We start from the raw sequence: 24,661 nt of genomic DNA, 5'->3' as shown, positions 1-24,661 counted from the left end.
TTATAACGCTTCCATTAATTATGATGACAACAGCCAGGGCATGCGGCAGACGGATATTTGTCCGATTTGCACATACGCTGTCCATTACCCGGGATGATGGCCATCGGTCACGCCATGCACTTCAGCAGTGACGTAACTTGATTCCTGCGAGGCCAGATAAACATACACGTCGGCCAGTTCAGCAGGCTGGCCTGCACGCTTCAGGGGCGTTTGCTGGCCGAATTTTAAAATATTTTCCTGAGTTTACCCACTGGCAATCTGAAGAGGTGTCCGGACTGGGCCAGGTGCAACACAGTTCACGCGAATTCCCTTTTCAGCTACCTGTTTTGCCAGCCCCCGAGTGTAATTAACAATCGCCGCTTTGGTCGAAGCATAGTTAAGCAAATGAGGACTGGGCTGGTATACCTGGATGGATAAGGTGGTGGTGATACTGCTGCCTGCCGGCAGGTACCGCAATGCTGCTTTAGTAATCCAGAACCGTGACATGACGTTAGTATCATACGTTTTACGGAACTGCTCGGTGGGTCAGATCCGCAATGTCTTCTACAGCGACCGATTTTACTGCGACCAACGCCAAAATATCCAGTCCCACAGTTGATGATGGCCATCGGCAACCAGTTGCGTGCTGATTTGCTCATCACTAATATCACCCGGCAGTAATACAACCTTACGTCCTGCTTCGAGGATCAGGCTGGCTACGTCTTCCGCATCTTTCTGCTCACCTGCCAGATATATAGAGAGGGCGACATCGGCACCTTACTCTGGCATAAGCGATCACCACAGCGCGCCCAATAACCGAATCCACACCTGTTACCAACGCCTGTCGACCTTCAAGACGCTTGCTGCCACGATAGGTTTTTTCACCGCAGTCCGGGAGTGGTTGCATCTCGGCCTGAACGCCTGGCGCTGTTTCGGATACTCACCCGCATAATATTGAGTAAGAGGATTTTGCATTTTGTACTGGTCTGCCACGGTAACTTCTACCTGAATAATACGAGTAATTTAAGCTTGGCAGAACACGATAATACGTCCAGTTTTAGAGTTTTTTAACAAATTAAAGCCTGTGTGAAAAAAATAAGGTAGAAATTCTAATTAAAATTAATTGAAAAGAATTTAAATTTAAAAAAATAAAAATTAAGAGATATTTTAATATGTTAATTTTTTGTTGTCAGCGTAAAAGACCATAGTGTGATGAGGGTGAGACATATCACATTAAAAAATCGTAGTCTGAGCTAGAAATGAAAAAAAACACAAAGGAAGCTGTATGACTGCGTTAACGTCCTCTCCCAAAAAACCTCAGGGTAATGCTAAAACCATCTTCAACGTGACCAGCGGTAATTTTCTGGAAATGTATGATTTCATGGTATTTGGTTACTACGCCACTGCCATTTCCAAGACTTTTTTTCCCGGCGATGATCCCTTTGCTTCATTGATGCTGACGCTAATGACCTTTGGGGCGGGCTTCTTAATGCGTCCACTTGGCGCTATTGTCCTTGGTTCTTATATTGACCACCATGGCCGTCGTAAAGGGTTGCTGCTTACTCTCAGTCTGATGGCATTAGGCACATTGACTATCGCACTGGTGCCGGGCTATCAAACACTGGGTAGCGCCGCACCGATTTTGATTCTACTTGGTCGTCTGCTGCAGGGCTTTTCTGCCGGTGTCGAACTGGGTGGCGTTTCGATATACCTTGCTGAAATAGCGCCTAAAAACCGCAAGGGGTTCTTTGTAAGCTGGCAGTCAGGTAGCCAGCAAATTGCTGTTATTTTCGCTGCCCTTCTCGGTCTTGGACTGAATCATTTCCTGTCAAAAGATCAGGTGACAGACTGGGGCTGGCGTATACCATTTTTTGTCGGCTGTATGATTGTGCCTTTCCTGTTTTGGATCCGCACCATGCTGGAAGAAACAGAAGCATTCAACCAGCGTAAAGTTCACCCCACTATGAGGCAGATTCTCCGCTCAGTGGCCAGTAACTGGGCGCTGATACTGGCAGGCATGCTGATGGTGGTGACGACCACGGTGATGTTCTACATGATTACCGCTTTTACGCCCACTTTCGGCAAAACGGTGCTGATGATGAGTGATAAACAGAGCTTTTTCGTCACGCTCTGTGTCGGTCTGTCGAATCTGATCTGGCTCCCTATTATGGGCGCGGTTTCGGATCGCTACGGACGCCGTCCCCTGCTGATTCTGTTTACCGTGCTGATGATTGCCACCGTCTGGCCAGTCCTGCACTGGCTGGTTGGCTCCCCGAGCTTTAATCACCTGTTGATTGCAGAGCTATGGCTCTCTTTCCTGTATGCCAGCTATAACGGTGCAATGGTGGTTTATCTGGCAGAAGTGATGCCAGCCGAAGTTCGTGCTACCGGATTTTCTCTGGCTTACAGCCTTGCAACCGCGCTCTTTGGTGGCTTTACACCAGCTATCTCCAGCTATCTGATTCATACCACTGGTGATAAAGCAATGCCGGGAGTGTGGCTCACTTTTGCCGCAGTATGTGGTTTGGCAGGCACGATGATCATCAAAAGGCTGGTTCGTCAGTATCAGGCAAAGCATCAACTGATACCGGCGGTGTAAACCAGAAATCACAGCAGGAAAATGCTGTTGCTGAAATACATTTCTCAGTAGGTAAGCAATAAAAGACCACTCTGTAGAGTGGTCTTTTATTGTTTGCGATAAGGTGAATTAACGGAATTGTTTCAATATATTCAGGAAGATAATTCGTAACATCGTTGTTTAAATAATAAATGAGCATCAGGTATAAATCATTTTGAAAACAGAAAGTTGCCTCCTGAAACCTGATACGACAACATCGCCCCCCGGTGAAAGCACTGCGGCATTTATTTAGCAGTGGTTTCCATCCCCACCAGACCAATCTTCAGATAACCGGCCTGGCGCAACTTGTCCATTACGCCCATCAGCGTTTCATAATCTACTGACTTATCGGCCTGGAAAAAAATGGTGGTGTCTTTATCGCCGTGAGTTTCAGCCTCCAACTTATCCACAAGTGATACCGCATTAACCTCATCATTGCCTATAAATAACTGCTTATCTGCTTTGATGGAGAGATATACAGGCTTCTCAGGGCGGGGTTGAGGTGCACTGGTCGAGGCAGGCAGGTTGACACGCACATCCACTGTTGCCAACGGCGCAGCGACCATAAAGATAATCAGTAGTACCAACATCACGTCGATAAAGGGCGTCACATTGATCTCGTGCATCTCACCGTTGCTATCAGGATCTTCATTTAATCGCATGGCCATCGTGCTTATCCCACCCGCAATTTTTGTGTCGATGCAGCGCGCTGACTCATATTGCTCGCAGCAAGGTCCAGATCGCGGCTTTGAAGCAGTAGAACCTGAGCGGCAATATCGCCCAACATCGCTTTGTAGCTGCCGATAGTACGGGTAAAAACGTTATAAATCACAACCGCAGGTATTGCCGCAACTAACCCGATAGCCGTTGCCAGCAAAGCTTCTGCGATACCTGGTGCAACAACCGCAAGGTTAGTGGTCTGAGTCTGGGCAATACCAATAAAGCTGTTCATGATGCCCCATACTGTACCAAACAGACCAACAAAGGGGGCAATGGCACCAATGGTCGCCAGAAACCCATTGCCGCGCCCAGCCTGACGCCCAAAAAACGCCACGCGACGCTCCAGTCGGAAAGCCGTGCGCTCTTTGATGCCATCGTTGTCGTCCGATCCTTGCGACAGCAGGCGCTCATTTTCAGCTTCATTGAGCAACTGGCGGGTCTGACTGTTAGCAGAGAAGCCTTCACAGGTGTCAGACGCTTCCTGCAGAGAACTGGCGCTGGCGAGGGCCAGCTGTTCGCGCTTCAGGCGCCGCTTTGCCGAACTCATTTCCGCACTTTTGCTGAAAAAAATAGTCCAGGTCACAACCGACGCCAGCAGCAGACCAATCATTACCACTTTAACCACGATATCTGCATGATGGTACATGCCCCAGACGGAGAGATCCGTCTGCATCAAATCATTCGTCACGCTGTCTCTCCAACGAAGAACGGATAAAAACTTGCGCAAATCATACCAAATTAATCTCTAATTGATAGTGGTTATCATTACTATTTGGCCAAAAGCCACCGATTTTAGAATTTCAGTAAAATTTGGCATTAACGTTTTGCTAAATCTTATCAATTATCTCGTTGGCGAATTTCACGCTTTCGTCTGCCGTGTTAACGTTAGAGACAAATCGCTAACAGCAAAAAATCGTGACCATGAACAGTAAAAAAATTGAAACAGCGCTCATCACGGCTGGACGCAACAAACGTTATACCCAGGGGGCCGTCAATAGCGTCATTCAACGCGCTTCCTCACTGGTTTTTGACACCGTCGCCGATAAAAAACGAGCCACTGCAGGCCGTGCTGACGGCGAGTTATTCTACGGTCGCCGTGGTACGCTCACTCACTTTTCATTACAGGACGCAATGACCGAGTTGGAAGGTGGCGCAGGTTGCGTGCTCTATCCCTGCGGTGCCGCAGCAGTGGCCAATGCCATTCTGGCATTTGTCTCTGCAGGGGATAACGTGCTGATGGCGGGTTCGGTATATGAGCCAACGCAGGACTTTTGCAGCAAGATCTTAAGTAAAATGAATGTCTCAACCACCTGGTTCAGCCATTGCAGTGGCGCAGAAATCGCACAACAGGTACAGCCTGAGACGCGCGTAGTGTTTCTTGAATCGCCCGCGTCCATCACCATGGAAATTCAGGATATTCCCGCGATTGTTGCAGCAGTGCGCAGTAAATCGCCTGAGGCAGTCATCATCATGGATAACACCTGGGCAGCCGGTATTTTGTTTCCGGCACTGAAGTATGGCATTGATATTTCTGTTCAGGCCGGAACTAAATACCTGATTGGACATTCTGACGCGATGATTGGCACTGCTGTAGCAAGCCAACGTTGCTGGCCACAATTACGTGAAAACTCTTACCTGATGGGCCAAATGGTCGATGCCGATACCGCCTATATGGCCAGCCGCGGACTGAGAACGCTGGCTGTACGCCTTCGGCAGCATCAGGAAAGCGCTTTGCAAATCGCGAACTGGCTGTCTGACAGACCTGAAGTGGCCGTGGTTAACCACCCTGCTTTACCACAATGCCGTGGTCATCAATTCTGGAAACGCGACTTTACTGGCAGCAGCGGGCTGTTTTCTTTTGTGCTCAGGATGCGCCTGGACGATCAACAGCTGGCCGCTTATCTCGATCATTTTCAGCACTTTAGCATGGCGTATTCATGGGGCGGGTTTGAATCGCTGATCCTTGCCAATCAGCCTGACGAGCTTGCAGCAATCCGTCCGGCGGGCAGCATCGATTTTAGTGGCACGCTGATACGCGTTCATATTGGGCTGGAAAATGTGGATGATTTGATTGCCGATCTTGCCGCAGGATTTGAGCGTCTGGCCTGGCTAAGTATTTAAAAAGCTGCGCCTTAGCGGTTTTCTACATTATTAAACAAGATGCAGCCGCAAGGTTTTAAGTAGAACATCAGTCTGACGAAGTTAATGGGATAAAAAATGGCTGTTTTACATGAGATTATTCAGGCGCTCTGGCGACAGGATTTTGCCGCTCTGGCTAATCCAGACGTGATATATGTTGTTTATAGCATTATGTTTATGACGCTTCTACTGGAAAATGGCCTGTTACCTGCTGCTTTCCTGCCCGGCGACAGTCTGCTGTTACTGGCAGGCGCAATGATCGCAAGAGGTGCGATGGATTTTATGCCCAGCATTATCATTCTGACGCTTGCCGCCAGTCTGGGATACTGGTTGAGCTATTTGCAGGGCCGCTGGTTAGGCAATACGCGCCTGGTAAAGAGCTGGCTGCTGCATTTACCGGTGCAATATCACCAGAGAGCGTGGAACCTGTTTCATCGTCATGGGTTGATGGCACTGCTGGTCGGGCGATTTCTCGCTTTTGTTCGCACCATCCTGCCCACGATGGCGGGGATCTCTGGCCTCAACAACACACGCTTTCAGATTTTCAACTGGTTGAGCGGCCTGCTGTGGGTCGGCATTCTGATTACACTGGGTTACACCATCAGCCACGTCCCCTTTATTAAGCGCCATGAAGACCTGCTGATGACCATTCTGATGGTTCTGCCGCTGATACTCCTGTGCATTGGCGTGCTGGGCAGCGTGATGATAATGCTAAAAAGGAAAAAATCTCTTTAGCCTGAAGAGGAGAATAAACAGCGTTTAATAAACTGTTTATTCCACTTAATGATAATATTTTTATTAATCAGGGTTGTCAGATATAGTCAATCACAAAAAAACAGTCGGTATTTGGAGAGTCAGTTCTTTGTACAAACGAAATGGTACGGATATTGCCATCAACCTTAACAGGTGTGCTTAAAATCAGCTCCGGGGATGAAAGGTTTGATATAGTATAATAATTTTTGTCAGATGAAATTTGATTCGGATTGTAATTTAAAAACCAAAACTGAGAATCATCATAATTATTTTGTGTCAAATAAACACTATCACCATGTTTAGTTAGTACCGCTGAAGGCCATGTATTACTTCTTATTTAATAAACGCACGGACCTTTTCCTCTCGCTCTGAAGAAATTAAAGCGCTCCAGATGATCATTATTATCACGGAGTGCGATAATTAAAATTGCATCAACGTTGGACACTTTGAAAACATAATCACCACGATTAGCAAACTGTGTCGTTCTAATAATAGCCGTTTTATTATGTTCCAAAGGAGCAGCTGGCGATGTCTCCGGATTCTTCAAGAATGTAAAGAGCTGTGCCCTGTTTCCATTTCTGTGAATAAGTTGCAACCTTGTACCATTAGCCGTTGCAGCATTGGCGACATCTAAAACACGGTTCGGGTCTCTAAAGTTCGAAATAATATAACCACCATCACGTTGCGGGTTCAGGATCCAGTAATACTCATCTTTATAAGATTCATTTTTATGAAAGAAAACATGGCTGCCATTTGGCACAGTCCATATCACATTCCATGCCAGAACAAGATTTGTCCAGTCATTTATTATTTGATAAACATTATCACCCTTATAATCGCATTTTATCAGAACAAAAGCCTGCAAAGGACCCGTATCCCTGTTATAGATAATAGCGTTGTGATGATCGTTACTGGCGGATAAAACCTTTGATTGATCTAACATTGAAACAATATATATTCGCTCACCCAAGCCGGAACCAGCGACCATAAATCTCTGGTTGGCCCCATTGTGCCGGGTGTACATAATCAGCTCATTACCATTATCAGTAACTGATCCAGGAACATCAAGGGCTATATTATCATTTATTCTATTTGTGATGACATTTTTTCTTAATGACGGAAGATAATTCAATCTCCATAAATTATTTCCAGTTGAAGAAGCGGTATCGAAATGGACTTTCGAACCACCATCCCATGATAAAAACTTGTTATCGCTGCTTTGTTTTATTACAAATGAATTCACATCGGCATTGCCCCGGATAATCGTGTAGCGCTGTTCGGGAAATTCGAATGAGTTCTGTAATATGGCAGAGTTTTTTGAATCAACCGTCATCGCACGGGTTAAATTAGACTCTGGCTTGATAACGATATCCTTTACGCTGTTTCTCAGAGGGATGGCGTAAATCAACTCTCTTGCCTGCCAGTTATTTTGCCTGACAAGGGATACGTTAAGGTTCAATTCTAAGGGGTCAGTTTCCGCAATCAAATAGGTCCGTTCTGACGCTGAACACCAATACCATCCAGAAAACGTAATGCGAACTGGCTTTCATGAGCCTGCACAGGGCTCAGAACGATGTTTAACGGGAGACCGCTTCCGTCTGTCGCCAGATGGATTTTGGTGCCAAAACCACCGCGAGAGCGACCCAGACCGTTATCTCCGGCGATATCGGGATGTTTTTTTGAGCCCCGGCAGCACATCTGAGCGCACGGATATTGCTGCCATCCAGCGCCGTGACAAACCAGTCAACCAAGCCATATGCATCAAGTAATGAAAGTAACTTATTGAAAATAATGTTAATCACTCACGACTTCGACCAGCGGTTAAAACGATTGTAAACCGTTTTCCATGGGCCGTATCGCTCAGGCAAATCGCGCCATGGTGCGCCTGAACACAGCACCCGGAACATACCGTTGATGATCATACGATGTTCTGCCCATGGTCGTCCGGCCCGTGCTATTGCTGGTTCAGCAGGTAATAAGGGCTGGATGAGAGTCCATGCTTCATCGGGAAGATCGTAGCGAGCCATAGTTTAAAGTGTTGTGGAAACAGGCCGTTACTATAGCTCAGGTGATTAAGGGACATAGCCTAATTTTTGAGACGGATCACCGCTGTTAACATTCCCTCCCAAACTTCAAAATCGCTCTGTTAACACGGCACCTGAAACTTAACAATAGATTTTATTTTCAGCAGGCTTATTGTACGAACATGGGCCTTTCTGTGTTAAACGCATATTAAATTGCCCGTCTATTTATCACTGACCTATCATACTCTGGCCATAAATTAATACAAAAAATACATTGAAAATATGTTGATTTTAAATTTATATTTAAAAATTACCGCACTAGGAAATAAAATAATTTAACATTAAATTTCATAATTAAAATAACTACGCGTAAGCTTAAGATAAATTTACAAACTTAACTGTGGATATTATACAATAAAATTGTATAATATTAAGGAATAAAAAACTCATCAATCAACTTCAATTATGGATGGTCTCACAATGAAGAAAATTATTTCGTTTCTTGTTCTTACAATGTTGAACGGCTCGGTTTTTGCGGCACAGATTGTACCAAAGAAAGACCTTAAGAATTATACCAAAAAAGAACGTGTCTCTGTTGCTAATGTACGTGGCGGTAAGTCAAAAGCCGTTGATGCATTGAAAGCAGAAGTGAATAAAAAAGGTGGCGAGTATATGTATATTTCTTCTCTTGGAACTCCGGGTGATTCAAGTCACTGGCGTGGAACGGCTATTGTATTGGAAAAAAAATAAGCCGAATAAACTCCTTAAGAATTATCATGTACTGATTATGTTGCATCTCCGGGTGTGCCGTTTACCGCACATCCGGGATTTTATTTTCCTTTTTAACGTTAATAAACACGACCCGCTAACATCATTATTATTAACCCTGCATTAACGATTGAAGAAACCTCAAATAAAACCAGCCTTATCAGTAAAAATAAATCAGGGTAGCATCAGGTCCATTTTATTTCTGGCACGCTAAATAGCTGCGCCGAAACCGCTACACATGCCATTTATGGGCATCTGACAGGTACGTTAGAACGAGGCACGACGTAGCGCCAAATGGCAACGAAAACGTCCCGATCCCACAAGGCCTGACCAAAAGTGGAGCACTATTCAGCGCAGCTATTCAGGTCGCTGGCTGTACCTGAAGTTGTCCAACGCTGCCACGATCGGCCATTTCAAGGGTTTGGCTGTAGTAGATAAAAGGAAAATGGGCTGAAGAAGATTGTGTAAAAGAAACAAACAACTCCACATTGCCATCCACCCAGACGGTATCTTTCCAGCCCCGGTCTTCCACCATAGGCTGCGCGCCATTGACCGTTTTAATCAGAAACATCACGCCCTGAACATGAAAAGACTGCGGCAAATCGGCGTAAATAATCCAGCGCTCATAAGTACCCTGCTGTGCCTGCGTATCAATACGCCCCAGGTCCCAGATTGCACCGTTGATTCCAGGTTGTGAATCTCCCAAACGAAATTCTCGCGTACGGCTAACGCTTCCTTCAATCACCGGGTCTGCCAGTAAACGCACAGGCAGGTTGTCCGTTACCAGCGGCAACAACCCGGTTGGACGCAGTGTCAGTACCACCGTAGAGGTCAACACGCTGGACGGCTGAAACAACCCACGCAAGCGCTCGACAACCCCCGCAGCCCGCCCCGCAGTGATCGACACTTCATTGCCCTGACTCATGTCAACCACAATTTCTCGCCGCTCTCCCGGTGCCAGTGAAAGCTGCTGTACTGACACGGGTGCAGGGAGATAACCCTGATCGCTGGCAACAACGTTAAATGGGCGGTTGTCGCTCATTTGCAGCAGGTAGCGGCGTGAGTTAGAGGCGTTGAGCAACCGCAGGCGAACCCAGCCACGGGAGGCATCCACCCAGGGATTTTGCACACCATTGACCAGCAGCGTATCACCAATGAAGCCTCCGCTCCCCGGCGCTGCATATTCCGGTGAGCCAAAATTATCGATGCGTTTGTCCTGAATAATTAATGGGAAATCGTCCACGCCATAATGATTTGGCAGCGGCAACGCTTTACTTATTTCGTCTTCCACCAGCCACATTCCGGCAAGCCCATTGTATATATGTGTTGCCATGTGGTTGGGTGTGCAGGCATGGTACCAGCAGGTTGCGGCGGGCTGGCGAATCGGCATGACCGGTGACCAGTCCACGCCCGGGGACGTTAGACGCGGAGCGCCTCCCACCAGTGCCCCCGGCACCTGGAGCCCGCTAATGGTCATGGCAACCGGTTCATTGAGCCGGTTGCTGTAGATGAGTTTAACGTCATCACCGTTCCATACCCGCACCGTTGGTCCCAAGTACATGCCGTTTATTCCCCATACCTGAGCCTTGCTACCGCTGGTAAACGACCAGTGGCTACGCTGTAGCGTCAGGAAAACAGGCTGCCCACGACGGGATTCCACCAGCGGAGGAACAGGTAAGGGGGTACCGGGCCCGGCAGCATTGACGCTTACGGGCAGTGCGCTGGCGCAAAGAACCACGCTGGAAGTCTGAATAAACTGGCGACGACTAAAAGACATAAAAGCTCCGTAACCCAAATGCAGCCCTGAGAGCAGGATGCTATCCATTTTTATGGTTGTAGTGAATGCTGTGCGTATAATCTGGCCAGACTCAGAATTTCCCGGCGGCTTCGCGGGCAGCCACTTCCGCGTTTAGTTCTTGCAGTTTAGCTGCCATCAGTTCACGACAGTGCGTGGCTAACTTACGCACCGACTGGTCCGCAAATGCAGAGGTATCGACGGGAGGCAACATTTCAACAATAACCAGCCCATTTTTCAGCCGATTCAGTTTAATTTTATCGTGCGTGTTACTCACCACGACCGGAATCACCGGCACCCCCGCCGCCATCGCCGCATGAAAGGCTCCGGTCTTAAACGGCAGCAGGCCACGTCCACGGCTGCGGGTACCTTCAGGAAACATCCAGAACGAGATTTTTTTCTTTTTAAACTGAGCAACCAGTTCAGCAATGGTGCCATGTGCGCTGGTGCGGTTATCGCGATCAATCAACAAGTTGCCCGTCAGCCAGTACAGTTGTCCAAAAAATGGAATCCACAGCAGACTCTTCTTACCGACGGTCACAGTCGTTGGCTGGACAATGTTGGCTGCGGTGATCATGTCGTAATTGTTCTGGTGGTTGGCGATATAAACGGCATTGGGGAAATTATTGGCCCCTGAGGGTTTTCGCAATTCAACTTTCACACCAAAAACCAACGACAAACGGCCGAGCATATGGCCAAAGGTGGCAACATGACGCGGGTTACGCGGGCTGAACAGGCAATAGATACAGCCAAACACACATACCAGCACCGAATACGTAATCACTACAATAAAGCGTAAAATGGAGAGCATCACATCCTCGTTATTGCTGTCAGATCTGGTCAGCTAACCAGTGTAAATCCCGAGTGAGCGAAACCAACCTACTCACCTGAAACCCGCTCAGGCTTCATTATTGTCGTTATCCGGCTGCTCGGGCATATCTACTTCAACCCGATCAATGCGCTGCAGTCCGCGTGGCAACAGTGTGCCTTTGCGCCCCCGCTCCGCCCTGAATTTCTGCAGATCCTCCGGTCGCAGGGTAAGTTTACGCTTACCGACGTGCAACGTAATGGATGTCTGCGATAACAGCAGCAGCAGCCAGCTCAACTTGTCTTCTCCGGTCGCAGCCTGTGCCGCCGCAATCGAGACGATTTTATTACCTTTGCCTTTTGATAGCTGCGGCAAATCCGCCACCGGGAATACCAGCATTCTGCCAGCAGCAGTAATCGCCAGCAGCAGATCATCATCATGCTGAATGGCAAGCGGCGTCATCACCTTCGCGTTTTCTGGCAGACTCAGTAATGCCTTACCAGCGCGGTTGCGGGAAACCAGATCGTTGAAGGTACAGACGAAACCATAGCCCGCATCGGAAGCCATCAACAGCCTCTGCTCGTCAGACTCCATCAGTACCTGTTCCATAATGGCACCCGGCGGCAGCGTCAGCTTACCGGTCAGCGGCTCACCCTGCCCGCGCGCTGACGGCAGAGTAACTGGATCGAGTGCATAGCTTCGCCCCGTTGAGTCGATAAACACCACCAGCTGATTACTTTTACCGCGGGCGGCGGCCCGGTAGCCGTCACCTGCTTTATAACTCAGGCCACCGGGATCGATATCATGCCCTTTAGCACTGCGCACCCAACCCATCTGCGAAAGGACAATAGTCACCGACTCTGAGGGAACCAGTTCGTTTTCACTTATCGCTTTAGCTTCTTCACGCTCACGCAGGGGAGATCGGCGGTCATCACCATAGGCATCGCTGTCTGCCTGCAGTTCTTTTTTTAACAGCGTGTTCATTTTTCGTTCAGAAGCGAGAATATCCTGCAATTTATCACGCTCTTTCGCCAGTTCGTCCTGCTCACCACGAATTTTCATCTCTTCCAGTTTGGCAAGATGACGTAATTTGAGTTCAAGAATGGCTTCCGCCTGAGTTTCACTGATCCCAAAACGGGCCATTAATTCCGGCTTTGGATCATCCTCAGAGCGGATGATATGGATGACTTCATCGATATTGAGAAAAGCGATCAGCAGACCTTCCAGGATATGCAGACGCTTTAATACTTTTTCCAGCCTGAAGTTCAGGCGACGGCGCACGGTTTCACGACGGAAAACCAGCCACTCACTGATAATCTCCAGCAGGTTTTTCACTGCAGGACGGTTATCCAGCCCGATCATGTTTAAATTTACGCGGTAGCTTTTCTCAAGATCGGTGGTGGCAAACAAATGATTCATCACCTGATCCATATCCACGCGGTTAGAGCGCGGAACGATTACCAGCCGCGTCGGATTCTCATGATTTGACTCGTCACGCAGATCTTCGACCATTGGCAATTTTTTATTGCGCATCTGTGTGGCGATCTGCTCGAGCACGCGCGCGCCCGAAACTTGGTGCGGCAGTGCGGTGATCACCACATCACCATCCTCTCTTTTCCATACGGCACGCATACGCACTGAACCGCGTCCATTCTGGTAAATTTTACGGATCTCATTTCGCGGCGTGATGATCTCTGCTTCCGTCGGATAATCCGGTCCCTGCACGATGTCCATCAGCTCATCCAGCGTGGTGGCGGGCGAGTCGATCAATTTTATCGCAGCCTGGGCCACTTCACGCAGGTCATGCGGTGGAATGTCCGTTGCCATCCCCACGGCGATGCCGGTGGTGCCATTCAGCAGAATATTTGGCAAACGTGCCGGAAGAATAGAAGGTTCTTGCAAAGTGCCGTCAAAGTTCGGGATGTAGTCGACGGTCCCTTGCCCCAACTCACTGAGCAACAGTTCAGCGTACTTTGACAGGCGCGATTCGGTATAACGCATCGCCGCAAAGGATTTTGGATCGTCCGGTGCCCCCCAATTCCCCTGACCATCGACCAGCGGGTAACGATAGGAAAAGGGCTGTGCCATCAGTACCATCGCTTCGTAACAGGCGCTGTCACCATGCGGATGATATTTACCCAAGACGTCCCCGACGGTACGCGCTGATTTTTTGAACTTGGCACTGTTATTCAGCCCCAGTTCCGACATTGCATAAACGATACGACGCTGTACGGGCTTCAGGCCATCGCCAATGTAGGGCAGCGCACGGTCCATAATGACGTACATGGAATAGTTGAGGTAGGCTTCCTCCGTAAACTTATGCAGGGCACGACGCTCTGCACCATCCTGCGTCAAATCACTCATTGCTGTTGGTTCCTCATATCGTGGCAAAATCGCTATACCACATCGGGATCATTTGACGGCGATAGTACCTTATCCGGGCGGGTTCTGTCACAGGTAACCGTGGTGAGTAGCGGAGGGGAGTTTTCCGACGGGCGTACTATTTTTCGCTGGACAACCACTCTCCAGCCACTTTCTGGTATTCGCCACTGGCGAGGCTCAAATGTAGCCACTGATCGACATAGAGTTTCCAGCTCATATCATCCCGTGGCAGCATCCAGGCTTTCTCACCGTACTGCATCGGCCGTTGCGGATTAACTGCGCAAAGCTGCGGATAATGCTTCTGCTGGTACTGTGCTTCAGAGGCGTCAGTTATCATCACATCGGCTTTTTTATTCACCAACTGCTGGAAAATGGTGACGTTATCATGGAACAGCGTCAAACTGGCCCTGGGCAGTACGGTACGGACAAAAGCTTCGTTTGTGCCACCTGCTGGCTCAATCAGACGTACTGAGGTTCGGTTAAGCTGTTCAACAGTGCGATACTGTGCTTTATCAACACAGCGAACCAACGGGATTTTACCGTCGCTTCCAAGTGAACTGGCAAACCATGCGCTTTGCTGACGCTTCAGCGTCACGGAAATCCCGCCTACCGCAATATCACAATGTTTATCCAGGAAATCCTGCATTAGCGTTTTCCAGGTCGTCGGCACCCACTTAATTTGCGCGTTAAGGCTGGCTGCCAGCGATTGTGCCATTGTCACGTCAATGCCTTCATATCGCCCATTCGCCCGCAACAGGCTGTAGGGCCGATAATCTCCGGTGGTACATACATTCAGCACGTTACTTTGCAGCACCTGGTCAAGGTGCGATTGTGCGCTGGCACCACTCGCCGCCATAAGCAATAGCGTGACACATCCTGTTTTTATCATGGTGATCGTCTCGTTATGCCCTGACGTCAATGCTGGCAGATGCGCCTTCAGTATTTCACAGAGGGCGAAAGTGCGGTGACAGACAGGGCGTTTTCTTCGGTTCTGCGACATATACGCTGATAGTAATCAAAAAGCCAGAAAAGGCACTCTGCGCGTCATTCACATTTCTCATCCGGGAAAAACGCAGGCTATATGTAAGACGAATTCAATCCTGCAGCGATGCACGGATAATATAGCGGCCTGGAGTAGAGAAGGCTCCGGCTGATAATGATTCGATCATTGCCGTTCTGGTAACAGGCTCTCCGGTGTTTAACGTATTGGAATATAAGAAGACGCTGTCTTTAATTGCCCCACACGGATGTGCCAATAGCTTTAAAAAGAAGTCCCAATATGAATCGTAAGATTCTGAAGGCCAATAAGGCAGAGAAAGGGACAACACGCACTGGACGCAACGAAAATCGATAAAGCGGTTTTTATTTCAGGCGAAGGGACAGATTGTGCCAACGACAGCCGTTATCGTAAGGGTTATGAGAGAACAGAATCCCCATAGCCGGATACAAGGCAAATGTTACCTGCCAGCACTAACCTGTTGCCGGGCCAGTCAACTCGTCAAGGCTCTGATATCGACCTTTGTTCAATGTCATTTCACAGGAATAATTTTTTTGCCTGCAGCCCCATGACGTTATTTGCCACGCGGTCATCTGTGAACCCGATCTGACGCAAGATATTACGCGCTCACAGAACCTCCTGTGCTAAATCTTTGTAACTGATAGAGCGGGAAGAGAGTGAAATTGTGCTTCCCGAGAACCTTAGCAGGTGTACGGCAGACCAAGTGTGTCAGCTATCCTGTCAATTATGTTTAACTCTGAAAGGATCACTATGCTCACCGTGATTGCTGAAATTTGCGTCAGACCTGGCCGCCACAACGCCGTGCTGGAAGCGATAAAGAACCTGCTCCCTGTTGTGTTACAGGAAGAAGGATGCGACCAGTACCAACCCTTAATCGATCATAAAGCGCAGGCACCCTGGAAACAGCATTCACCCGATTCGATCTTTATGCTGGAGCAGCATCAGCAAACAGAGCATATGGAACAGCACCGCAGTTTGATCAAAGACGACGTAGTGGAAGTGAAAATTTTTGTGCTGGTGCCAATAAAATAGTTAAGGTTGAGCACATTTTTCGGTGGACGGCTTGAACACGATTAGAAAGATCATTTTTGACACGGACATCGGCGTTGATGATGCTTTTGCACTGGCTTATGCGGCAAAAACCCACCATATCGTGGGAATTACCACCGTGTTTGGCAATGTTCCGATAGAGCTGGCGGTTAAAAACGCCCGGCTGTTTTCACAACATATTGCGCTGGACGCGCCTGTATTTCGTGGATATTCCCGACCGCTGGCCGACGGAATCAGCTAAAGTACACGGTAGCGACGGGCTGGGTGATGTGCTGGAGAATCCTTTCGACGACCGGACGGGAAACGCCATTGATTTTATTATCGACACGGTAAGGGCGCGGTCTGGGGAAATAACCCTCGTCGCTGTCGGCCCGCTAACTAATCTGGCAACGACTGCCAATCTGACCCCGGGCATTGTTCCTCTGGTGAAAGAGGTTATGATGATGGGCGGCGCATTCGGGACGCATGGCCATGCTGGAAACATTACGCCGCATAGCGAATTCAATATCTGGAAAGATCACCATGCCGCCGACCAGGTGCTTTCCTACACCTGGCCAGTAGTTATGTTGCCACTGGATGTGGCTCATCAGGTATTGATCAGCGCTGAGGAGATTCGCAGTCTGAACCTTCCGGTGCCGGACGCTATTTCGCAGGGATATCTTCGCTATAGCCTGCAAAAAGAAGGGGTTGCCGGTATGGCGCTTCACGACACGTTAACGCTGTCACGGCTTAATCATCCAGAGCTATTTACCACGGTGAGGTCGCCGGTAAGAGTGCTTTACGAGGGGATCACCTTTGGTCAAACACTGCGGCAGTTGACACAGTTAGCCTCGAGTTATAATCCGTTTGCAGCTTGTGCTGCGCAGACGCTCTGTCTGGGAGTCCAGGCTGAAGAGGTTAAAAACGCCTTTCTTACTTCACTTCGGCACTAAATCCTGGCAGGAACAAGAATTGCTCTCGCTCAGTCTGAGCCAGCACGCGCATCCACATACAGCTGCAAAAAGCTGAGGCCCAGCCAGCGAACAAATTTACAGCCAACTTCGCTTAACCGGCCAGCATCAATAAACCCCAGTTTTCGATGCAGCGCCAGTGATGCCTCGTCAGTCGATTCAGTCGCCGCCACCATCACATGTTTGCCCTGAGAAGCGGCCAGCTGAATCAGATCAAGCATCAACGCTGCGTCAACACCCTGTCCTCTGGCATCTTTCTGAATACAGACAGAATACTCGACCGTATTCCGGTAGCCGTCCCATGTGCGCCAGTCACCGTATGTGGCATAGCCTGCCGCATCTACCGCCACCAGCACGAGAAACCCTGCGCTTTTTTTGCCGTTTATCCACACGATGCGATCGTGACTATCCGTCGTTCTGTCATTCCAGATGGCGGTAGTATATTCAATACTGCATCGTTATAAATCTCCGCAATGGCGGCCGCATCGCTTTCTGTCGCCGTTCGTATTTCCATAGTGGACACTCCGCATTTACATTATTAAAGTAGACAGATTATTTACTATAATAAATTAATACACAATTAAAGACTTTTTATAATAAATAAGACGACATAAAATATCGTATCGCACAGAAAGTAAAAGCAGAAAGAGAAAAACGAGGCTGGCCGCTTACCGAACTGGCAGGCTATTCGGGCGTATCCAGAGCAATGATCCATAAAATTGAACGAGGCTAAAGTAGCCCAACCGCGACACTTCCTGCCCGATTGTCGGGCTCATTTGACATGAGTATGTCGCAGCTTATCGCCTTAAGTGAAACCCAGAACGGAACACTGGTCCGTTATGACCAACAGCCGATCTGGCAGGATCCAGAAACCGACTATATCCTACGACACGTTTCACAGGAAAAGATCCCGCTGGATCTGGTTAGCATCGCCCTGCCACCGGGGGTGACCGTTCCAATGCCGTCAATTGCCTGTCTTTGCCGTCGCCAACTCATCCGGGTTCTCGACGGTTCACTGACCATTCAGGAAGGCAGTATGGTGTTAGAAATGCACAAGAGGGAGTGTCTGGAGTTGGGCGATCCTGCTGATTGCGTTTTCGTTAACCACAGGTCCTCACCCTGTCATTATGCCGTAGTGGTGCTGAAATCCAGCTGAACGTATTTCAATGCAGGGTTTAAAATAGAACGCCATGCGTATTTTACAGACAGGCGATCAACAGAATTATTGGCAGTTCACTATAGCCTGTCGGTTTTCACAGCCAACTTAAGATAGGACTATCAACAGATTTTGGTTCTGCCCTATTGTTTCAGAGCAGAATCTTACCACTCAGACGGGTCACTTCTTTTCAAAGCTATGGCTACATCTCTATTGATGCGTGCAAAAGACACCTGCGATAAAGGCGGCTTTTACCTGATCAGACTTCAATTTCCGCCGTATGACCGTTTTCCTGTAGCCAGTTGCGACGGTCTTCTGCACGTTTTTTCGCCAGAAGCATATCCATTACCGCCATCGTTTGCTCAATCTCATTATCTTCGATGGTGAGCTGCACCAGACGGCGGGTATTAGGGTCAAGCGTCGTTTCACGCAGTTGCAGTGGATTCATCTCGCCCAGGCCTTTAAAGCGCTGCACGTTCGGCTTGCCTTTTTTACGCTTCAGTCGATCCAGAATGCCAGCTTTTTCCTCTTCATCCAGCGCATAATAAACCTCTTTGCCCAGATCAATACGGAACAACGGCGGCATCGCGACATAGACATGGCCGTTCTTCACCAGCGAGCGGAAGTGACGAACAAAGAGCGCGCACAGTAAGGTGGCAATGTGCATACCGTCCGAATCGGCATCGGCGAGGATGCAAACCTTGCCGTAGCGCAGCTGACTCATATCTTCGCTGTCGGGATCAATACCAATCGCCACTGAAATATCATGCACTTCTTGCGAGGCAAGCACCTCATCAGAAGAAACTTCCCATGTGTTGAGGATCTTACCCTTTAACGGCATGATCGCCTGATATTCACGATCGCGCGCCTGTTTGGCTGAACCGCCGGCAGAATCACCCTCCACCAAAAACAGCTCGGTACGGTTAAGATCTTGCGCGCTGCAGTCAGCCAGTTTACCCGGCAATGCCGGCCCGCTGGTCAGCTTTTTACGCACCACTTTTTTGGCGGCGCGCATGCGGCGCTGTGCGCTGGATATCGCCAGTTCAGCCAGCATCTCTGCCGCCTGTAAGTTCTGATTCAGCCACAGGCTAAACGCATCTTTGACCACACCAGAGACAAAAGCGGCGCACTGGCGCGACGAGAGGCGCTCTTTAGTTTGACCAGCAAACTGAGGCTCCTGCATTTTGACCGAAAGCACATAAGCACAGCGATCCCAGATATCTTCCGCCGACAGCTTCACCCCGCGAGGCAAAATATTGTGAAATTCGCAAAACTCACGCATGGCATCCAGTAATCCCTGACGCAGGCCGTTGACGTGCGTTCCTCCCTGCATGGTCGGGATAAGGTTGACGTAGCTCTCGGTAAGCAACTCGCCGCCTTCAGGCAACCACAGCAGCGCCCAGTCAACCGCTTCAACATCGCCTGAGAAAGCCCCCACAAAAGGTTTTTCCGGCAGTGTCGGCAGACCGTTAACCGCTTCACACAGGTAGTCCGTCAGACCATCAGCGTAGCACCAGGTTTGCTCACTGTTATTGACGTTATCCTTGAAGACAATCTCAACGCCGGGACACAGCACCGCTTTTGCTTTCAGTAAATGACTGAGACGGGAGACGGAAAAACGCGGGCTATCAAAGAACGAGGCGTCTGGCCAGAAACGGACGCGGGTTCCGGTATTGCGCTTGCCAACGGCCCCCGTGACGCGCAAATCCTCAACCTTATCGCCGTTTTCAAAGGCCATTTCGTAAATTTCAGCGTTACGGCGAACCGTGACTTCCACTCTTGTGGACAACGCGTTAACGACGGAAATTCCCACACCGTGCAGGCCACCTGAAAACTGATAATTTTTACTGGAAAATTTGCCACCAGCATGGAGCCGACAGAAAATCAGTTCGACAGCAGGCACCCGTTCTTCCGGGTGGATATCAACGGGCATACCGCGTCCATCGTCGATCACTTCCAGCGACTGGTCGGCATGCAGGGTTACCTCAATACGTCTGGCATGACCCGCCAGCGCCTCATCAACGCTGTTGTCGATCACTTCCTGGCCTAAATGGTTTGGACGTGACGTATCGGTATACATTCCCGGACGGCGACGAACGGGTTCAAGGCCGCTGAGTACCTCAATGGAATCAGCGTTGTAGCTGGATTGAGTCATCGTATAAGTCTGATTGGTGGCTTAACATGATTAGCCAGATTCTGCGGCTCGCTTCAGCAGGCAGACAGACCAAGGAAGTCGATAATGGCAGAAAAATGGCGTTCGAATCCGACATATGCATGGTTTCCACCCTCTTCCACCGTCTGGCGACAGGCCGCGTAATAAACCAAGGCCTGACGATAGTCGAGGACTTCATCACCCGTTTGCTGTAGTAACCAGAGCAGGTCTGGCGATACTAACGGGTCAACCTGCATCACTTTTAAATCGTAAATGTGGCGAGACTCTAACACATATCTCTGCCCCGTGTACGGATTCTCATTATTGCCCAGATAATCGACCAGTAGTTCAAAAGGGCGAACGGAAGGATTGACCACCACCGCAGGCAGCGTAAAGCATTGTGAAAGCCAGGTAGCATAATAGCCGCCCAATGATGAACCCACTATTCCCAACGGTTCACCTGCTGAAGACATCACCATATCCTCCAACATCGCAGCAGCTTCCTCGGGGAAAGCTGGAAATTGTGGAACATACATTTGGATCTCTGGGTGATGTGCTGCTAACCACTGGCGAAAGTGCGTCGCCTTGACGGAATGAGGAGAGCTATTGAAACCGTGCAAATACAACAACGCGCCCATAATTTAATAGCCTTCTGCATCAAGGTCCGGGCTGAAAGCGCGAGTCTGTAACCGCTCCACGCCCGTTTCCACTCGCCCGTCTTCGTAAAGTTCTAACCAGCGCCAGCCGGGCGTTTCAGAATCAATGGTGAAGTTGGTGCAGTGTGGTTTGAACTGAACGCAGGTGGAAGGCGTGGCCAACAGGCGACGCCCATTCCAGTTCAGGTCAAGCTCCTGATGAATATGACCGCACAGTAAAGTCGAGGCCAGCGGATAACGCTGTAATACCGCTTCCAGCATCGACGAATTGCGAAGACTGTGCTGATCGAGCCAGTTACAGCCGGAAGGCACAGGATGATGGTGTAGCAACACCAGCGAATGGCGTTCGGATTGCCGGGCCAAGGTATTGTCCAGCCACTCAAGCTGATATTCACTCAACTCGCCGTAAGGAACGCCGAAGACCTGAGTATCCAACAATACAATCTGCCAGTGCGCCCCAACAATAACATGTTTCGCATCGGTAATATTTGTTTCAGCCAGTGTACTGAACATAACGGGCTGGAAGTCATGATTGCCCGGTAGCCAGACGCATGGGGCAGAAAGATGTGCGATGCCTTCAGCAAAGTGCTGATAGGCCTCAACGGAATGATCCTGCGCCAAATCGCCGGTAGCGACAATTAAATCAAACGGTTGTTTACTGGCAGAAATAGCCTGCAAAACCGCGTCAAAGCTGGCCCAGGTATTTACGCCAAGTAGCGTTTCGTGTTTACCAGCAAAGAGGTGGGAATCCGTTATCTGTAAAATCCTGATCCCGGTCCCGCGTTGTGCAGGAATTTTTAGCAGGCTATCCAATCACAATCCTTAAGATTAACACTATCGCAGAAACCATCTGTGAACACGTTAACAAACCGGCGCAGTTGACGCGCCATGTGCTAAACAGTCGGCAAGGAACTGGTTTATCTGGTGCTTTTCATCACGCTGACGCAGCTTTTTATTTGGGTAATCATAGCGTGCTTTGAAACGGAAGATCTGCTGTGTGGAGCACACTTCAGCGACCATCGCGTCGTAGTGGAGGCGAACCGCCATTGCCGGCAGGCTCCAGTAACTCACCACAGGTGCAGTTTGTTTAATTTACACCAGAATGGTGTAGCGCGTCGATTCGAGAATCGTCACTGTATAACTCGCACTATTGACCTGATAAGTCACTGTGTCTGAAGCTCGATCGTTTTGAGACTTTGGCAACAAGCGACACAACTGAGCAAAATTTGTTTCGCACAAACGAATCATTTCAGCAAAATCAGTGAGATAGTGTTTCATCATTCAGTTTTCCACCCTTCTTGTAATTTTTTATAGTGCAACTGCAGCCACTGCAAAGCGATGACAGAAGCCGCGTTATCTATTTTTCCCTCTTCCACCCATTGGTAAGCCTGCTGACGACTCACCACATGAACCAGAATGTCCTCATTCTCTTCCTCAAGACCGTGATTGCCCTGCGCCAGGCTGACATCAACTTCGCCTACCAGAATCGCCAGTCTTTCGCTGGTGCCGCCGGGGCTTGACAGGTAATTTAATACAGGCCTTACACGTCCGGGTGTCAATCCGGCCTCTTCTTTGGCTTCACGACGAACAACATCCTCCGGCGTTTCCCCCGGTTCGATAATGCCAGCAACCAGCTCTAACAGCCAGGGGGTCGGGCTGCTGTCATAGGCAGAGATACGAATTTGTTCAATCAACACAACTTCATCGCGCTGCGCATCGTAGGGCAGCATGGCGGCAGCATGCCCTCTTTCAAAGACATCTCTTGTGACTTCTCCACTCATATCACCGTTAAATAAACGGTGGCGAAAACGATAACGGATCAGTGAAAAAAACCACGATAAAGCGTCTCACGTGCAATAATTTCCACATCATTTTTTGTGAACGTCACTGGATGTTTAGTGTCAGCGCTCATCCGCTCCTCCCTTGTACTTATTTGAGTGATAAAAACAGGAAAACGCAATTTCTGCCGCGCACACCCTGTAGTCCTTGATGAGTTTTTTGAGAAAATTATGTCAACATGGCACTTTCCGCCAACTTATCTCACTTGTTTACTCTGTTAGAATCGGTGGTGATTTTTTGGCTTACGCCAGAGCTACCAGAGTAGCTTTGCTGCACAACAAGGAATGCAAATGAAGAAACTGCTCCCGTTACTGATCGGCCTGAGCCTGGGCGGCTTAAGCGCCGCCAGTCAGGCTGAAAATCTGCTACAAATTTATCAGCAGGCTCGATTATCTAACCCCGATCTTCGCAGTTCTGCAGCTGATCGCGATGCAGCCTTTGAGAAAATTAATGAAGCACGAAGCCCACTTTTACCTCAATTAGGTTTAGGGGCTGATTATACTTACAATAACGGTTACCGGGACAGCGGCGGCCTGCATTCAAATACCACCAGCGGCTCGCTGCAACTTACGCAAACCATTTTTGATATGTCCAAATGGCGCACCCTAACGCTACAGGAAAAAATAGCCAGTATTCAGGATGTCACTTATCAGACCGCACAGCAAACGTTGATTTTGAATACCGCCACAGCCTATTTTAACGTGCTGAATGCCATTGACACGCTTTCATATACTGAAGCGCAAAAACAATCTATTTATCGTCAGCTGGATCAGACGACTCAGCGCTTTAACGTCGGCCTGGTCGCCATTACCGATGTGCAGAATGCCCGCTCGCAGTATGACAGTGTCCTGGCCAGCGAGGTAACGGCCCGCAACAATCTCGATAACAATCTCGAAACATTACGTCAGGTCGCCGGAAACTATTATCTGACTCTTGCGTCGCTGAACGTGGATAGTTTTAAAACGGAAAAACCTCAGCCGGTCAATGCTCTGCTGAAAGAGGCCGAAAGCCGGAATTTGAGTTTGTTGTCTGCCCGCCTGAATCAGGATCTGGCAAGGGAACAAATTCGCTCGGCTGAGACAGGTCATATGCCAACGCTGGATCTCACCGCCTCTACCGGCCTCTCTAACAGTAAATATGGCGGGCGGCGGGCGAACCAAAGCAGTTCCAGTACCGATAGCATTGCGGGATCGAATCAGGTAGGGCTGAGTTTCTCCCTACCTTTGTATGCTGGTGGTGCAGTGACTTCTCAGGTTAAGCAGGCACAGTATGCCTACGTTGCGGCCAGCGAACAGTTAGAAAGCGCACATCGTGCTGCTGTGCAAACCGTACGCTCTTCTTTCAATAACGTTAATGCGTCGGTCAGCAGTATTAACGCTTATAAGCAAGCGGTGGTCTCTGCGCAAAGCTCACTTGACGCAATGGAGGCAGGTTATCAGGTTGGCACACGCACTATCGTAGATGTGCTGGATGCAACCAGCACGCTTTACAATGCCAAACAACAGCTTGCTGATGCGCGCTACAGCTACATGATTAACGAGCTAAACATTAAGTCCGCATTGGGAACACTCAACGAACAGGATTTACTGGCGCTTAACAGCCGTCTTGGTAAAGAGGTCCCCACCTCACCAGACAGCGTTGCGCCTGAAAATCCGCAGCAGGCTGCAACAGTCGATAACATCCAGATGACGACCGTGTCGTCGCAGACATCTCCTGTTACACACTCCAGTAACAAGCGTAATCCTTTCAGTCATTGATTGCTCGGGCAGCTCTCCGCTGCCCTTTCACAATCAAACGTATAGCTACGTAAAGATCCCTTTATACCGCTGCCTCTCGCTTCAATTTCAACCGCTGT

Annotated in this window: 16 protein-coding genes and 7 pseudogenes; 8 read left to right on the top strand and 15 right to left on the bottom strand. The window is 49.1% G+C overall.

From position 1 onward, the window contains the following. Positions 1-84: 84 nt before the first annotated feature. A pseudogene (locus tag LU633_RS04455) lies at positions 85-954 on the bottom strand (SDR family oxidoreductase). Between the two features lie 310 nt (positions 955-1,264). Here LU633_RS04455 and tcuC point away from each other — a divergent pair. Next, positions 1,265-2,578 carry an MFS transporter gene (gene tcuC, locus LU633_RS04450; RefSeq protein ID WP_016190434.1) on the top strand — a complete coding sequence of 438 codons (1,314 nt, stop codon included), beginning with the start codon at positions 1,265-1,267 and terminating at the stop codon, positions 2,576-2,578. Between the two features lie 263 nt (positions 2,579-2,841). Here tcuC and exbD read toward each other — a convergent pair whose 3' ends face one another. Together exbD and exbB are read right to left on the bottom strand one after the other, a co-directional pair. After that, on the bottom strand, positions 2,842-3,264 hold the full coding sequence (exbD, locus tag LU633_RS04445) for a TonB system transport protein ExbD (RefSeq protein ID WP_016190435.1): 423 nt from the start codon (positions 3,262-3,264) through the stop codon (positions 2,842-2,844). Positions 3,265-3,269: 5 nt separating this feature from the next. After that, on the bottom strand, positions 3,270-4,004 hold the full coding sequence (gene exbB, locus LU633_RS04440) for a tol-pal system-associated acyl-CoA thioesterase (RefSeq protein WP_016190436.1): 735 nt from the start codon (positions 4,002-4,004) through the stop codon (positions 3,270-3,272). A 233-nt stretch (positions 4,005-4,237) separates the two neighbouring features. Between exbB and metC the strand changes: the two genes are divergently transcribed. Next, complete coding sequence (metC, locus tag LU633_RS04435) at positions 4,238-5,437, top strand: cystathionine beta-lyase (protein ID WP_016190437.1); 1,200 nt, start codon at positions 4,238-4,240, stop codon at positions 5,435-5,437. Between the two features lie 96 nt (positions 5,438-5,533). Continuing rightward, the gene (locus LU633_RS04430; RefSeq protein WP_016190438.1) at positions 5,534-6,190 is read left to right on the top strand and encodes a DedA family protein; all 657 of its coding nucleotides are present in this window, start codon (positions 5,534-5,536) and stop codon (positions 6,188-6,190) included. A gap of 355 nt (positions 6,191-6,545) precedes the next feature. On the opposite strand, the gene LU633_RS04425 is transcribed toward LU633_RS04430, so the two are convergent. Continuing rightward, on the bottom strand, positions 6,546-7,694 hold the full coding sequence (locus LU633_RS04425) for an RICIN domain-containing protein (protein WP_016190440.1): 1,149 nt from the start codon (positions 7,692-7,694) through the stop codon (positions 6,546-6,548). A gap of 5 nt (positions 7,695-7,699) precedes the next feature. Beyond that, positions 7,700-8,235: pseudogene (locus tag LU633_RS04420) on the bottom strand (IS5 family transposase); the annotation flags it as partial. A 477-nt stretch (positions 8,236-8,712) separates the two neighbouring features. On the opposite strand from LU633_RS04420, the gene LU633_RS04415 reads away from it, so the two are divergent. Beyond that, positions 8,713-8,982 (top strand): YdgH/BhsA/McbA family protein, encoded by a 270-nt coding sequence (locus tag LU633_RS04415; RefSeq protein WP_016190443.1) that lies wholly within the window; start codon positions 8,713-8,715, stop codon positions 8,980-8,982. A 379-nt stretch (positions 8,983-9,361) separates the two neighbouring features. Here LU633_RS04415 and ftsP read toward each other — a convergent pair whose 3' ends face one another. From ftsP to LU633_RS04395, 4 genes are all read right to left on the bottom strand, one after another. Next, positions 9,362-10,777, bottom strand: a complete 1,416-nt coding sequence (ftsP, locus tag LU633_RS04410) for a cell division protein FtsP (RefSeq protein WP_016190444.1) — start codon at positions 10,775-10,777, stop codon at positions 9,362-9,364. A 91-nt stretch (positions 10,778-10,868) separates the two neighbouring features. Next, positions 10,869-11,606 carry a 1-acylglycerol-3-phosphate O-acyltransferase gene (locus tag LU633_RS04405; RefSeq protein ID WP_016190445.1) on the bottom strand — a complete coding sequence of 246 codons (738 nt, stop codon included), beginning with the start codon at positions 11,604-11,606 and terminating at the stop codon, positions 10,869-10,871. 87 nt (positions 11,607-11,693) lie between these two features. Beyond that, a complete protein-coding gene (gene parC / locus LU633_RS04400; RefSeq protein ID WP_016190446.1) occupies positions 11,694-13,967 on the bottom strand; it encodes a DNA topoisomerase IV subunit A in 2,274 nt (757 codons plus the stop codon). A 136-nt stretch (positions 13,968-14,103) separates the two neighbouring features. After that, the gene (locus tag LU633_RS04395; protein ID WP_046372355.1) at positions 14,104-14,874 is read right to left on the bottom strand and encodes a transporter substrate-binding domain-containing protein; all 771 of its coding nucleotides are present in this window, start codon (positions 14,872-14,874) and stop codon (positions 14,104-14,106) included. 879 nt (positions 14,875-15,753) lie between these two features. Here LU633_RS04395 and LU633_RS04390 point away from each other — a divergent pair. Together LU633_RS04390 and LU633_RS04385 are read left to right on the top strand one after the other, a co-directional pair. Further along, on the top strand, positions 15,754-16,035 hold the full coding sequence (locus LU633_RS04390; protein WP_016190448.1) for a putative quinol monooxygenase: 282 nt from the start codon (positions 15,754-15,756) through the stop codon (positions 16,033-16,035). A gap of 40 nt (positions 16,036-16,075) precedes the next feature. After that, positions 16,076-16,985: pseudogene (locus LU633_RS04385) on the top strand (nucleoside hydrolase). 29 nt (positions 16,986-17,014) lie between these two features. Here the strand turns inward: LU633_RS04385 and LU633_RS04380 are convergent. Beyond that, positions 17,015-17,517 (bottom strand): annotated as a pseudogene (locus tag LU633_RS04380) (N-acetyltransferase family protein). A gap of 96 nt (positions 17,518-17,613) precedes the next feature. Here LU633_RS04380 and LU633_RS04375 point away from each other — a divergent pair. Continuing rightward, positions 17,614-18,159, top strand: a pseudogene (locus tag LU633_RS04375) (helix-turn-helix domain-containing protein). Positions 18,160-18,418: 259 nt separating this feature from the next. Here LU633_RS04375 and parE read toward each other — a convergent pair. The 5 genes and pseudogenes from parE to nudF form a co-directional block, all read right to left on the bottom strand. Further along, positions 18,419-20,314 carry a DNA topoisomerase IV subunit B gene (gene parE / locus LU633_RS04370; protein WP_016190451.1) on the bottom strand — a complete coding sequence of 632 codons (1,896 nt, stop codon included), beginning with the start codon at positions 20,312-20,314 and terminating at the stop codon, positions 18,419-18,421. Between the two features lie 53 nt (positions 20,315-20,367). Further along, on the bottom strand, positions 20,368-20,949 hold the full coding sequence (yqiA, locus tag LU633_RS04365; protein WP_016190452.1) for an esterase YqiA: 582 nt from the start codon (positions 20,947-20,949) through the stop codon (positions 20,368-20,370). A 3-nt stretch (positions 20,950-20,952) separates the two neighbouring features. Beyond that, complete coding sequence (cpdA, locus tag LU633_RS04360) at positions 20,953-21,780, bottom strand: 3',5'-cyclic-AMP phosphodiesterase (RefSeq protein ID WP_016190453.1); 828 nt, start codon at positions 21,778-21,780, stop codon at positions 20,953-20,955. A gap of 48 nt (positions 21,781-21,828) precedes the next feature. Beyond that, positions 21,829-22,245 (bottom strand): annotated as a pseudogene (locus tag LU633_RS04355) (DUF1249 family protein). After that, positions 22,245-22,879 (bottom strand): annotated as a pseudogene (gene nudF, locus LU633_RS04350) (ADP-ribose diphosphatase). The pseudogenes LU633_RS04355 and nudF overlap by 1 nt, the downstream one beginning before the upstream one ends. A 217-nt stretch (positions 22,880-23,096) precedes the next feature. Here nudF and tolC point away from each other — a divergent pair. Continuing rightward, positions 23,097-24,563 carry an outer membrane channel protein TolC gene (tolC, locus tag LU633_RS04345; RefSeq protein WP_016190457.1) on the top strand — a complete coding sequence of 489 codons (1,467 nt, stop codon included), beginning with the start codon at positions 23,097-23,099 and terminating at the stop codon, positions 24,561-24,563. Positions 24,564-24,661: the final 98 nt, after the last annotated feature.

The organism is Erwinia tracheiphila, assembly GCF_021365465.1.
Taxonomy (GTDB): Bacteria; Pseudomonadota; Gammaproteobacteria; order Enterobacterales; family Enterobacteriaceae; genus Erwinia; species Erwinia tracheiphila.
This window is presented reverse-complemented; position numbering and strand designations above follow the sequence as displayed.